At 66.6% G+C, this 13,403-nt stretch carries 10 protein-coding genes; 4 read left to right on the forward strand and 6 right to left on the reverse strand.

What is annotated here, in order from left to right:
• The first annotated feature begins 8 nt into the window (after positions 1-8).
• The 3 genes from ACM26Y_RS25550 to ACM26Y_RS25560 are packed head-to-tail and all read left to right on the forward strand — an operon-like array spanning position 9 to position 3,033.
• On the forward strand, positions 9-560 hold the full coding sequence (locus ACM26Y_RS25550) for a hypothetical protein (protein WP_416063834.1): 552 nt from the start codon (positions 9-11) through the stop codon (positions 558-560).
• Positions 561-577: 17 nt separating this feature from the next.
• Positions 578-2,569 (forward strand): type IV secretory system conjugative DNA transfer family protein, encoded by a 1,992-nt coding sequence (locus tag ACM26Y_RS25555; protein ID WP_416063835.1) that lies wholly within the window; start codon positions 578-580, stop codon positions 2,567-2,569.
• Between the two features lie 2 nt (positions 2,570-2,571).
• Positions 2,572-3,033: a DUF4913 domain-containing protein gene (locus tag ACM26Y_RS25560; RefSeq protein WP_416063836.1), complete on the forward strand. Its 462-nt coding sequence runs from the start codon at positions 2,572-2,574 to the stop codon at positions 3,031-3,033.
• Positions 3,034-3,296: 263 nt separating this feature from the next.
• Here the strand turns inward: ACM26Y_RS25560 and ACM26Y_RS25565 are convergent, their stop codons facing one another.
• The 3 genes from ACM26Y_RS25565 to mobF form a co-directional block, all read right to left on the reverse strand.
• Positions 3,297-3,800, reverse strand: coding sequence for a hypothetical protein (locus ACM26Y_RS25565; protein WP_416063837.1), 504 nt, complete (start codon positions 3,798-3,800; stop codon positions 3,297-3,299).
• A 451-nt stretch (positions 3,801-4,251) separates the two neighbouring features.
• A complete protein-coding gene (locus tag ACM26Y_RS25570; RefSeq protein ID WP_416063838.1) occupies positions 4,252-5,436 on the reverse strand; it encodes a hypothetical protein in 1,185 nt (394 codons plus the stop codon).
• Between the two features lie 48 nt (positions 5,437-5,484).
• Entirely contained in the window at positions 5,485-9,771 is a 4,287-nt protein-coding gene (gene mobF / locus ACM26Y_RS25575; RefSeq protein ID WP_416063839.1) for a MobF family relaxase, read from the reverse strand.
• Positions 9,772-10,023: 252 nt separating this feature from the next.
• Here mobF and ACM26Y_RS25580 point away from each other — a divergent pair, with 252 nt between their 5' ends.
• Entirely contained in the window at positions 10,024-10,611 is a 588-nt protein-coding gene (locus tag ACM26Y_RS25580; protein ID WP_416063840.1) for a hypothetical protein, read from the forward strand.
• 533 nt (positions 10,612-11,144) lie between these two features.
• Here the strand turns inward: ACM26Y_RS25580 and ACM26Y_RS25585 are convergent.
• The 3 genes from ACM26Y_RS25585 to ACM26Y_RS25595 all read right to left on the reverse strand — a co-directional run bounded on the left by ACM26Y_RS25585 (position 11,145) and on the right by ACM26Y_RS25595 (position 13,389).
• Positions 11,145-12,137: an Abi family protein gene (locus ACM26Y_RS25585; protein ID WP_416063841.1), complete on the reverse strand. Its 993-nt coding sequence runs from the start codon at positions 12,135-12,137 to the stop codon at positions 11,145-11,147.
• A gap of 105 nt (positions 12,138-12,242) precedes the next feature.
• Positions 12,243-13,199, reverse strand: coding sequence for a Fic/DOC family protein (locus ACM26Y_RS25590; protein ID WP_416063842.1), 957 nt, complete (start codon positions 13,197-13,199; stop codon positions 12,243-12,245).
• Between the two features lies 1 nt (position 13,200).
• On the reverse strand, positions 13,201-13,389 hold the full coding sequence (locus ACM26Y_RS25595; RefSeq protein WP_416063843.1) for a hypothetical protein: 189 nt from the start codon (positions 13,387-13,389) through the stop codon (positions 13,201-13,203).
• Between the last annotated feature and the right edge of the window lie 14 nt (positions 13,390-13,403).

Consider the following 13,403-nt stretch of genomic DNA (forward strand, 5'->3'; position numbering starts at 1 on the left):
GCAAGCCCGTGAGGATCACACGCATCACCGTCGCGGCGGTGGGCACCGCGGCCGCCGTCGCCGTGGCGGGTTGCGGCAGCAGCGACCCCGCAGGTGAGCAGCACGTGCACGAGGGCAGCGACGACCATCAGGTGATCGAACCGCTCTCGCCGCAGCAGATCGACGCCGACCAGACCGCGATCACGGCCATGCAGATGATCCTGTCCTGGCAGCCGGCGCTCGACGAGAGCAAGGCCGACGCGCTACTCCGGGCGAAGGCGTATCTCGGCGGGGACCTGCGCGCCGTCGCCGAATCCGGCACCCGCGCCGACGTGCGCCCGGACCCGGACTGGCAGCAGTGGGCCGCCTCGAAGGACGCGGTGGCCGCGACCTGTGTGCGGGCCGACTCGACTCCGGCCGCCCCGGCCGGGATGCGCACCCTCGTCATCGACGTCACCTGCACCCAGACGGTGCTGCATGCCGGCGGGCGCAGCACCCGTCTGACGCCGGAGACCTGGCGCACCACCGCCGTCCGCACCGACGGCGGGTGGCGGCTGACCGACTACCGATTTCAGCAGTAGAAAGGGGGCACACGACGATGGCACAGACGAGACGCGACCGGCCCCGCACCTCCTCGGGCGCCGACGAGGTGTTCCTCACCGCGTTCCCCGCCCTGGTGGTGACGGCGTATCTGCCGACGGTCGCCTACAACACCGGCGGGGGCCAAGACCCCACCTGGAACCCCATCGGATTGTTCTTCGCCCTGGCCTTCGGGTCCACGAGCTGGCCGGCCAGGGCAACCATCGTCCTCGGCGTCGAGCTCGTCCTGGTCGCCGCCCTGGCCGGGGCCGGGTGGTGGGCTCTGCGCCGGTTCGGGGTGCTCGAGACCCTTCAGGGCACACGCTTCGAGAAGCAGATCGATCGTCTCGCTCGCACGATGGTCGACCCCAAGGAGGTCGACGAGGCCGACCCGAGGTACCTCGCGGCCAGCACCGCCCGGCTCGCCCCGGCGATCCCGACAGATCATCCCGGCTATCTCGGCATCCCCCTCGGGCACACCGTGGTCGGTAACCGATCCTTGCGGATGACCTGGGAGTTCGTAGCGATCGCGTTCGCCGGCGCCCGGATGGGCAAGTCGGCGAGCTTCGCGATCCCGGCGATCTGTCACGCCCCGGGGGCGGCGCTGGTGGCGTCCAACCGCGGGGATGTGTATTCGCACACCGTTGGTCTGCGCCGCACCTCGGGGCGGGTGTGGGTGTTCGACCTGCAAGGGGTGAGTACCGGCAACCGGCAGCAGCGAGCCACGTTCTGGTTCGACCCGCTGCGCACCGTCACCGACCTGCCGTCCGCGGCGGCGGTGTGTGGTTATTTCATCTCCGCCGCCACCGACGCGCATGCCCGGGTCGATGCCTACTTCGACGGCAACGCCCGCGACCTGTTCGCTTCCTACCTGCTCGCCGCGGCCCTGGCCGGCGGGGACATCCGGCACGTGGTCGAGTGGCTGACCCACACCCAGTCGCAGATCCCCCCGGCGGTGCTCGAGCAGCACGGCTACCCGGAACTCGCCCGCACGATGCGCGGCAAGCAGGCCGTCAACGCCAAGCAACGCGACGGCTTCTACGACATGGCCCGCCGCTTTTTGTCCCCGTTGGACGAGCCGCGCTACGCCGAAGCGGTCCTGCCGAACCGGCGGGTCGTGATCGGCACCGACCAAACCGGCCGGGTCACGATCACCCCCGGTCGCCGCGTCCACGACCTGCCGGAGTTCCCCGCGGACGAGTTCGTCGCCTGTACCGACACGATGTACGCGCTGTCCAAGGACGGCCCCGGCTCGTCCTCGGCCATCTCGAGTGCCCTGGTCGGCCAGATCCTCACCTGCGCGGAGGAATACTCCGAGCAGCAGGCATCCGAGCGGATGCCGCTCCCGCTCACGGCGGTGCTCGACGAGGCCGCCAACATCTGCAAGCTCGAAGACCTGCCGCGCTGGTACTCGCACTTCGGCGGTCGCGGCATCATCCTCATCACCTTCTTCCAGTCCCCCTCCCAGGGCGAGAAGGTCTGGGGACGCGAAGCGTTCAAAGCCATGGTCGATGCATCCAGCGTCATCTGGTACGGCGGCAACGTCGACGACGACGCCTTCCTGTCCGGCCTGGTCGATGCCGTCGGCACCCACTACGTCGACACCGAATCCCGCAGCCGCCCCGCCGGATTCTTCGCCAGCGGTCAGGCGAGCGTGTCGAGCAACTGGCAGAAGGAAACCATCTTCGAAAAGCGGGACCTGCGGGCCCTGCCGAAAACCCGCGCCCTGGTCACGATCGGTGGCTCCACCCCGACCCTGGTCCGCAAAGCGTTCTGGGGCGACTCGCCCTTCGCCGAGGCGATCCGCCAATCCAAGCAGGACAGCAAACAGCTCGGCCCCGCCCACCAGAAGGCTCTACCTGTCGGTGAATCCGATCGGCCCGTCGTCGTCGCCGACATGGTGATGCCGCCCAAGGATCAGGCCGAGACGGCACCTATTCCCCTCGAGCCCACGCCCGAGACTTCTCGCGCCGACCGGCTCTTCCACTCCGAGTTTCTGGCAAAGGACTGAACATGGTCGAGGTCAACATCGCAGCGTCCGACGAGTGGGACACCAGCAACGAAGCACCCGACGGCGATGACTACGAAGACGAGGCAGACACACCTCCGAAGAAGAAACCGAAGTTCGCCAACGTCATCGAGTGGGTCAACGGTTTCTTCCTCCCGGTGATCCGCCGTCGGATCAGCGACAACGACGGGGGCCTCTCGTGGGACCCGAGATGGTGGGCCTACCCGGAGGTCGTGGCCCGCCTGACCGCGCTGCACCAGGCGTGGGAGGAGGCACGGGTCTCGGATTCGATGTCCGCGATGTCGGCGTGGTGGATTCAGCACCTCGAACCGCACCTGCGCGTCATTCTCGACGGCGACACCGGGCCGATGGCCAACGCAAAGTCCGATCGCAGCTTTATGGGTTGGCCAGTCATGCCTGCCGACCCGGTCCCGTCCAGCGTCCTCAACAACATCCTCAACAACTAACCAGGAGTCATCGACAAGTCTCGAAGTCGCCATGTTTGGGTTCAACCATCGATCCAGGTGTCTACCGCCGTGAAGCGTGTTTCAGCCTTGACTGCGCCAGCGGCGCACACTGTCTTGCGGCACACCCAAGTGGGGGCGGGAAACTGGGCATCGGCGCAGATCGCGGCGCCGCCAAAGCCTATTCAAGAAGTACCACCTTCGCCTTCTATGCACGCCCTGTCGCCATGTACATATACGCGCTCATTGAATATTCCGACACGCTTCTAGCTGCTGTCGCCGGTGGATTCTGAGCTGTTCGGTCGGCTGCCGAAATGATAAAGGAGCAAAACGAACGGAGCGATTACTCCCATGGCGCCATAGATCATAAAAACTTTATGAGTTTTATGGAACTTTTCATAGTACGGATTGTGAATACCCGGCCACCAAAGAAGTACCGCAAACAGGATTCCGATCACGATGGTTGCAATCACCACCGCCTCCGGAGTTACCTTTCGATCGGTGGCGTACTCAAAGACCCACGCTACGACCAGCATAATCCCGCGTGCGATCGCTATCCCGACCATTGTCAATATCATGAGGAGCCCGAGATCATTCAGAAAAACGAAGAATCCGCGGCTAGTGGCGAATCCTACGACAGCGGTGATCAGCGCGAGCACTCCAGATATTTCAGCGGCAAGTTGGAGTAAATACCTGACCTTGGGCAATCCGTGACTGGTTCCCCCAGGGGACTCGCTCTCCCCCTGTGGGCGTTCGTCGCCCGCCGTCATAAAGCAATAGTGTAGACGCTGGTCGACTCCACACCAGGGTTTCCTTGAAAACAAGGAGGCCAATTGCCCATCGATGACATATCGGACCCGCTTATTCCTCGGCCCATTGGCCCCAGCTAGGGGGACCCGCTCAATTGGTGCAACTCGGACGTAAACCCGACTCCTCCTCGATTGCTGCGCCATCCGGTAACCCCAGGGCTTGAAGCAGAGGCGGTGCCCTTCCCTACCCGTGATTCCCGAAGTCCACATATGCGTACAGCCGTGACAGCATCTGCGCGTGCATGTTCCGCGCAGTGCCGGTGCGCAGCATGGTGCTAGGCGTGTGCACCGGCCTACAGGCGGCGCACAGTCTGCAGCCGGTGCGTTGCACGACCATCATTGCGCATCCCAAGGACACTCCTGCTTACCACCAGGCCAGCGCAGCGAGCAGTTCGTAGACGACGGTTCCGGGTCAGCACCCGAGTGTCGCTTCGTGGCCGTGCTCGACACCCAGATCGGGAACGAACGCGGCCTCGTTCGTGTGGTCGGGTTGGCGTTCGATGTTGAGCATCTCGGTCACCGACCGGGGATGACTGCTCATCGCAGCCGCGATCGCGTCGAGTAGTTCCTGGCTGAGCTGGTTCATATCGACGGGGGACAGGGGAGGGGCCGCCTCATCGTTTCCGTTGATCGGGCCGATCGCGGCCCCGATGCCTCGGCCGGCCTTCTCGAGCACGGATCCGATCTGTTCGAGGTTCGCTCCACCCTTTGCTTCGGAAGAAGTCGTCGGTTCGGTGTGCACCTGCTCGAGCCGATCGGACACATCGGCGTCCTCGACGGCCGCGGCCGCGTTGCCGGATGGGATACCCTGCTCGGTCTCCGGTTCTGCCGGGTCCGCGGACTTGTCGAAGTCGAACCCGCGGTCAGCATATTTCTCGGGGTCGGCGTGTTCGGTGACGGTCTCGGCCTGTGCAGCGTGAGTCTGCGCCTCCATGTGGGTGGCGACTTCAAGCGGTACCGGCGTCGGTTCCGGGACGGTCAGATGCGTGTGGGACAGCTCGGCGAGCTTGTCGAACGGGGGCAGTGCCTTGGCTGCGACGTAGCTCAGCGCCACCGCACCGGCCGCGTCGAAGGCCCGCCGATCGGCTTCCCGGTCGGCGGCGACACGGGCGCGAAGCCGGCGGTCCATCTCCTCCGGCGGCATCTGGGCCTGGACGCAGCGGGCCTGTTCCTGCCGGTACTGCGCGGCCCGCATCGCTTCGAGGCGGGCCGCGTTGTCCTGCGCGAGCTGCTGCCACTTGCGGGCCGCGGCGGAGTTCTCGCCGCCGAAATGCCGAGCGGTGGCCGCGGCAGCGAGGATCTGCACGGTGGTTTGGGTGGCCGGGGACCCGTGGAACACGCCGAGGACGGTCTTCATCGGCTGCGGTTGGGGGGCGGGCCGGCCCTGACTGCGTTCGGTTTCGACCTTGCGGACGAACGCGGCGACATCCATGACGTCCTGGCGTGCCCGCACGGCAGCCGGCCGCGGTTGGGGCTGCGCCGGGGGTTGTTGCGGCGCTGCGTTCCGGGCGGCGCGGACGTCGATGAACGCGGCAGCATCACCGCCCTGGTTGGGGCGCGTGCGACGAAAACGGCGGGTGCGGTCGCTGTCAGCCATCGGTGGAAGTCCTCACTTTTCTCTTCGTGCAGTGCACGTGCGTCGGTGTCACCACTGCACCTCGGGACCGGACTCGCGCTGGGTCCGGTCCAACTCGGGGTGCGTAGTCATCGGCGGCGGTGTGCTCGCCTGGGGCCGGGTCCGGCGTGTCTCGGGTGGTGTTCCGTCCTGCTCACGCCGGGCGATTTCGGCGTCGATCTGGTCGAGGAGGGCCTGCTCGGTGTGCAGTCCTTCCTCCAGACGGGTGATGCGGTCGCGCACCCGGCCGATCGCCTGTTCGTCGATCCCACGGGCACGGTCGCGGCGGGCAGCTGCGGCCCGGTTGAACTGCGCGGAGCGTTCGATGATCGGCCAGTCCCGCTCCGGGGGAGCGGTCTGCTCGGCCACCGACAGCGCCGCCGCGGCTGCGGCGATCTGCTCGGCGGTCACGGCCGGATCGGTGCGCAGGCGTTCGAGCCGGGTACGGACGGCGCGCACCGCCTGGATGTGCCGATCCTGTCGCTCGACCTCGGCGACACGTTCATCGACGGCCGTCACTGCCGAATCGGCGCCGCTGACGCGGCCGAGTTCGTCTTCGGCCAAGGCCAGAAGGTGCCGGTCCTCGCCGAGCCGTCGCAGGCTCGACTGGCGTGCAGCGAACAGTTCGGTGTCGCTGTAGCTCGCGTACGGCGAGGACGGCTTCGCCGACTTCCTGCGCACGGCCGGCGTCGCGGCCAGCCGCTCGATGGCCGCTTCGATCTTCTCGCGGCGCCCGCCGCGGAGGTAGGCCAGCGGGTCGTGCTGGTCGTCGGGTGCGTTCGATACCACCCGCGAGATCGCGATCTCGCGCACCGTCTTCTCCCACAGCCGCATTCGCCTCGGGTCGTCGCCGGGGGTGCCCACCGCCGCAACCCACGGGGCGTTCTGCTCGATCGCCCGCGTGAGATACGAGTCGACGAAGGCGTGCATCTGCTGTTGCTGGGCGCGGGCGTAGGCGGCGAGGATCGGGTCCATCTCGGCCGCCGCGTCAGTCACGGCCGGCACCTTGTAGCGCGCCAGATCGTCGCGGCGGGTGCGCGGCAGCCCCGGTCCGTCCTCGGGCGCGATGCGCGTGCGCAGCGCCCGAGCCAGCACCCGGCCGGGAGCGTTCTTGCCGTCATCGACCTGCCCGACCCGTCCCTGCTCGCGCAGTTCCTCGGCCGCTTCGCGCAACAGAGCCTGGGAGTCCCAGCCAAAGGTTTCCGCTTGCGTGACCCATTTGACGACGGCATCCCAGCCGCCGAGGTCGTGCACCCATCCGAGCTGCCGTTCGGTGAGGATCGACGACAGCAGCTTTTCGGTGTAGTCGTCGTACAGCGCGGACACGGCCAGCTCGTAGATGTCGGTGATCTTCGACCACGACGAGGCCTGGCGTTGTGCGTCTTCGATCATCTGGTGGGCGGTGCGCTGCGAGCCGTCGCGTTCGATGATCCGCGCCAGCAGACCCGTCACGCCGGGATGGTCCTGCTGGGGGTGTTCGAAGTCCCAGTCGGGCAGCTCGCCGCCCGCGGCGTAGACGATGTTGGCGTGCTTGCCGCGGGTGAGCGCCACATACAGCGACTGCCGATCCATGTTCGCCGCGGCGAGCACATGGCAGTGGCCCACGGTCATGCCCTGCGAGCGGTGCACCGTCGTCGCGTACCCGAGTTGCACGTTCTCGGCGATGTAGTCGGCCGCGACGGTGACCTCACCTTCGCTGATGTTGTTGCGCAGCCGCAGTGAGCCGTCGTCGCCGATCGCGGTGACGGTCCACAGATCGCCGTTCTTGACCCGGCCGGACTTGGTGCCGTCGGAGTGCTTGACGACGTATTTCGAGTTGTTCTTTCGTGTGACCACCACGTCGCCGACCGCGGCCTCGAGACCGTCCGCCAGGACGATGCCGGGTCCGGTGACGGTGCCGCCTGTGCGGTAGTAGGCGGCGGCTTTCTCGTTGAGCTGGCGCACCAGGTCGTTGGTCGGGGCGACCATCAACGCGACCTCGCCGGCCTCGACGTCGCGGACGTAGGCGTCGAACACCAGGTCCGGAAGCTCGTGGGCCATGCCCTCGCGGATGCGGGCGTTGCCGGCGTACCAGTCCAGCACCGACGCATCGCCGCTGCGCAGTTGCAGGCTGGCCTCGGCCTCGCCGGCAGTGGTGAAACGGTGCACCTGTTCGAGGAACGGCGCGCCGGTCAGATCGGCCAGATCACGCAACACACCACCGGCTTCGACGGAGGCGAGCTGCTGCGGATCGCCCAACAATCGCACCACCGCACCGGTCTCGACTGCGATGCGTGTCAGGTCCGCCAGATCCCGCGCCGACGCCATGCCCGCCTCGTCGACGAGCAGCAGATCACCCTTGTCGATGCCGGTAGGCAGACCGACACGGTGGCGGGTGAGCACATCGGCGAGGGTGCGGCCCTGCACCGCAATCTCTTCCCCGAGCACCTCCGCGGCACGGGCCGACGGACCCAGCGCGATGACTTTTCCGTAGCTGGTCTCCCAGGCGCGGGCGATCACGGTAGCGGCGGTGGTCTTGCCGGCACCGGCCGCACCGACCGCCACAGCAACGTGCTTCTTCGCGGTGAGGAAGTGCTCGATCAGGGCGATCTGGTCGCTACCGAGGCTGTGGCCGGCCGTGCGCTCCGCTCGCTTGATCTGGCGTCGGATCACGAAGCCGGAGACGGTGCGCTCATCGTCGGCGAACGCCTGCTCGCGCATGAACTTCTCGGCCTCGAGGACCGACTCTGCGGTGTACCGCATCTCGGCGCGATCGACGAGTTGGCTGCGCACCAGGCCGCGTTCGATGCGTTCGGTGACGCGCTCCGGGCCGTGATACTCCTCGGTGAAGGTCGGCTTGCAGTAGTCCCGCAGCGCCAGTTCCAGGGCGTTGTCGTACATCGCCCGCAACTCGTCGTCGGTGTCGAAACTGAACTGACGCAACTGCCGGTCGATCTCGGCGGACAGCGAGAACACCGTCCAGGTGCCGACCTTGCGCGAGAGCGCATCGACCACGTCTTCCACCAACGCGGGCACCTGGGTGGGGGAGAACACCGGACGACGATCGCGTTCGCCTTGCACCGCATCGACCAGCTCGGCCGGATCGCTTCCGGCGAGGATCGCCTCGGCGCGCTGGCGCCATTCGGACCGCAACTCGGCCAGTGACCGGGGCGGATTCTTCGCGTTGCGGGTATCGAGGGTGGCCTGCTGCGCGTGGGCGTACTGCACCTTCTTCGGCGGATTCTTGCCGTACCGATCCTTGTACTCGCGCGCCAGTTCTTCCTGGCGTGCCTCGATTTCCGACCGGCGGGAGAACTCGTCGATCAGCGACAGCGGGATGCCGTCGACCTCGTAGACCGGCTGCTTGCCGACCTGGGTGTCGGGTCGGGGAGCGAAGGTGACACCGAGCTTGCGTGAGACCAACTCGGCGACACGGGTGTTGTACTTCTCCGAGCCGGCGACGTTCGCCTTGTACAGAATCGACCCGTCGATCGTGGTCCACTTGTCCTCGGCGAACACCCGATTGAGCACGGCGCAGTGGGTGTGCAGGTTCGGATCGGAGGCGCGATTGTCGTAGTGATCGAACCGGGCAACCAGTAGACCCTCGGCCTTGACCTTGCGCGCACCGCCGGCCCCGCGGCGGGTGTAGATCACTTCGTTTTCGATCCACTCCAGCGTCTCGGACACCGCCTGCGCGTGGGCTTCTTCGACCGCGGCCTTGACCTTCTCGTCGCCGAGCCCCCACAGCAACGACACCGACTTCATCGGCGTGAACACCAGGTCATAACCGGCCACCGGCTGCCGAACCTTGGTGTACTGCTCGGTGATGAACTCCCACACCTGTTGCTCGCTGAGCAGGTCGGCCTTCTCGCCCTTCCTGCGGCGAAGATGCTTGCGGGCGGTCGAGAGCTGGATCGCCTTCTTCGCATCAGGGGCCGGGTATTCGCCGTACTGCGCCTTGTAGGAACTGCACAGTTCCTCGACGTCGTTGACGTACTCCTGGCTGCGCTGGAACCACGAAAACGCCCGGCCCAACGCCGTCGCCCGCGACCAGTTCAGCCGGTCTTGGATCGGGGCATCCGGTCCGGGCCTGGTATCGAATGCGGCAGGTGTGCGAGCGGCACCGAACACCGCCCGCATCGCCGATTCGGTGACTTCGGTGCCGACCTCGACACCGACCTTCTCGGCCAATTTGCCGCACCAGATGCCGGGTGGAGTGCCCTTGGTGACGTAGTAATCGACCGCATCGGCCTTGCGGGTCTCAGTGGCGTCGCCCTTGGCAACGTGCTTGGTGAGATAGACGTAGCCGTCCCCGGCGTTGAGCTTGTGGACGGTCATCACGGAAGGTGATCATGCCATGTCGCAGCTTCAGTGCATGAGGTGTGTAGAAGTTTTGGGGCTGACCACAGGTCAGCCTGGGCGTGCCTAAAAACTCGACGTTTCGGGGCACGTGACGAGGGGTGCCGGCGTGAGGTATCAGGGGGAGCGGTTCGGCGGGAAGGGGAATCAGAACTGTGATCCGATACGGCAACACGGCGTCCGGGGTGTGAAGCCGTGTGCGGCCGCGGTGAGCCGATACACTCCCGGGCCATGGCCACGTCTTCGAAGGCGGCAGCGCGCCGCTCCCTGCGCCCGCACACCACCCCGAACGTGCGCGAGAACCTGCGTCGGGAGAAGGAGCGTGTGCTCGCCCGCCAGGCCGAACTGGAGACGCTCGCGGCGCCGATCAACGAGGCGGCCGCCCAACTGGCGAAGATCGACGCGATCGTCGATGCGCGAGCTGCGGCCGCACAACGCAAGGTTGCGCAGTTGGAGAAGGCACGCGACAAACGGATCGAGAAGATCCGCGCCGAGTTCGCCGCGAAAATCGCCGCCGCCCGCTCCGACGCCGAGTCGACCGAGCTCGGCCTGACGCGCGACGAGCAGGCGCGCGAAGAAGCCTTGCTGCTCGACTATGCGCGAGCGATCGTCGCGTTCGCCGAGGGTGCGTCAGCCACCGAACTCGCGTCGGTTCTCGGCGTCGGCACACGAGAGGCGAAGAAGGTCCTCGAACAGGCAAAGACGGACCTTGCGACATCGAGTGTTCCTCTCGCCCCGGTCGAAACCACGTCGGTGACCACCGTCGAGGCTGCGGTCGGCGCGACGTCACCGGCCACGCCGGCAGCGGTCGGATCATGACGGGCCGGTGAGTAGTGCTCGGCGACGGCGCGCCGCTCTTCGACCTCGAACCGAAGGCCCGACTGGACTTGCGGCTTCTTCTGCGCGGCCATCGCCGGGGAGTTGAGATGTCCGTCGTAGCGAGGAAAGTCATCCGGCAAGAGCTCATGCCGACGGCGGTCCTGGACAAGATCGAGCGTGAGCCCCTGCCGGTGGACACCGACCGGGTTCGCCGGAGCCTGGACGGGACACGTGAGCGGGCCCCGGGACAAGCGCATGTTCGAGTACGAAGGGCGTGGGGGGCAACTTCTGTGCACCGGTGACCTCGACACGATCCGACGGGTCGTGCTCTTCGATGACGAGCTCGGGCACGAGGTGCGTACTCTCTCGCCCTGATCGTTCCGTGGACCGAGTCCAGGCGCCTCGACGTTCGTGATACCGTGCGCCACCATGTCGCGGCGTGAAACCGCGAACCGGGCGCACGCGCGGTCAGGGTCGTGCGAAGAGCGTGACGCTCGATGAGTTTCGGGACGTGGTGTCGACAGACTGACCGGTCATCGACGCCAGAGCTCCAGTGACTCCCAGTGCTGTGGGACGCCGAGGGACGCGATCGACAGGGCGTGCGAGGTCGGGAACGCCTGCAGTAGCTCGGTCAGTCGCCGGTACCAGTCCGTCTCGGCTTCGATCGAGGGGAGAAGGTAGGCGATCACGGCCAGCGCGTTGTATGTGCCGAAGACACCTTTGGCTGTCTGCTGGTCCCGAAGGTGGTCGAGGAGCGGTACTTGTCCGGCTTTGGGTCGCGCCGGCGCATGCTGGAGTTTGCGGTTGAACAGGCGCGCGTGGTGGGCTGCGACGTTGCGCACGTAGTTGAGGCTGGCGAGCCAACTGACCATGAGCTTCTTGGTCGGCACCCCGAAGGCGAGCGCGATCTCTTCGGCGTCCTGCTGGCGCTGCCCCCGGTAGAGGACGGAGAGTTGGCCGAGTTCGAGCAGCTCGGTCAGCGCCCAGACCGGCATCCGGTCGTCGTACTTTTCCCGGAAGTGCGCGACGAACTGCTCGTCGGACTGGGCTCGCCGCTCGCGGGCGCGTTCGAGCCACCTCGCGTGCGAGCTGGGAATCGGCTCCCCGCTGTCGGGGTCGGTCCCCGGCTCGGTGAACGCCTCCGTGAAGCAGGTGGGATCCTCGTGCGCGAAGGCGGAGGTGCGCCCGAGCACGTACCCCACCTGCATCCGCACCGCGACTTCGAGGCGTTCGACGCCGTCCATGACAAGCATGCGCAGCCGCCGGTCGAAGTCGATGATCGCCTCGGCATGCCCCAGCCTCGTTCCCGGCCGGTAGCCGCTGAGCACACGGGTGTACGTGCGGCCGGCGTCGTCGACGTGCTGTTCGGACTTGCGGAAGGGGTAGAGGTAGCCGGTGAGCCGGTAGTAGCCCACGGCTTTGAGCAGCGCGGCCGCGCGGTCACGATCGCCCACGTCGACGCCCTGGCTCGCCAGCCGCTCGACCTGCTGTTCCAGGGACAGCCAGGGCTTCGTGTACTCGACCATGAATATCCCCTGCACAAAAGAAAATCAGCCCGCGCCTTGCAGCAACGGGCTGATCATGATGACTCGATGGTAGCACGGCCTTTCGGCAGAACGCTGGCATTGTCCTCATACGTCGGGTTCGCGGCTCGAGTGGTGTGGGCGGGACAGATCGACACACGGATCATCGGCCTTCGGCGCGGGGATGCCGCCGGTTCGTACCTGGTGAGAGTCTCGGTGGCCGAGGGTCGCGGCGGCGATGGCGCGTAGGTCGACGCCGTGGTCGATGATCGGGCCGACGGGGATGGGGTCGGTGGCGTCGGTGATCGCCATGTCGAGCACCTTGCGCATCAGGCGGGTGTCGCCGGTCTGCATGTACTCGAAGCGCCCCCAGACGAATTGCTCGCGGAGGTCTCCGAGCAGAGGGTTGTGGGCGAGGTCGGCTTTCTTGACGGCGATGAAGCGGTCGGTGTGCAGGGTGTAGCCGGCCTCGGTGCACAGCTGCCGGAAGAACGCGAACTGGGTTCGGGTGTTGCCCTCGCGGAAGGGATGGACGTAGTTGATCCGTAGCCACACCTTGGTCAGTTCATCGAGAAACGTATCTCGGTTCAGTCCGCGCAGGTTGTCCTTGGCGGCGATGCGGCCGAGGACAAGAGTACTGGCTTCGGGGATTTCGCGGGCCTTGAAATACGAATGCGGGATTTCGGTGACGGGGCGCCCGCCGGCGCGCACGGCCGCGACGTCCGGCCCCATCTTGACCATCGGCCAGTCCCACGGTGCGGTGCGCAGCTGGCCGGCCCAGGGGTAGACGTCCTGGAACAGGTGGTGATGGATGCGTTGGAAGTGTGGCAGGTCGAACCGGCCGGGGATCGGATCGTCGGCCAGTTCCTGCATGCGCATGTAGCTGATGACGCCTTCGGTGCGGTGCAGCAGGTCGGCGTCGGGGATGCCGTGCGGCCATTTCTCCGATCGCAGGACTAGGCTTTTCATCACGGCGCGGCTGGTGTCGGGCATTCCGTCCGGGTGCCAGTCGACCGTGTCGGGGATGAAGTAGTCGAGCCATTCGCGGGAGTAGCGCGGGGCCATGTCAGTCGATCTCGTAGCCGGCTTCGCGAGCGATGATCTTGGTGACTTCGTCGACGGTCGTGGTGCCCCGGATCAGTTCGACCAGCAGTTCCTTGTCGGCGTCGCTCATCTCGCGGCCTTCGATGGCCATGATCGGTTCCATCGCGGCGACGGCGGCGCGGGCTTCGGCTTCGGTCTTGCGTGGTGCCACAGGTTCCCCCTGGT

Origin of the sequence: Rhodococcus indonesiensis, from assembly GCF_047782815.1 — a bacterium.
Classification (GTDB): Bacteria; Actinomycetota; Actinomycetes; order Mycobacteriales; family Mycobacteriaceae; genus Rhodococcus; species Rhodococcus indonesiensis.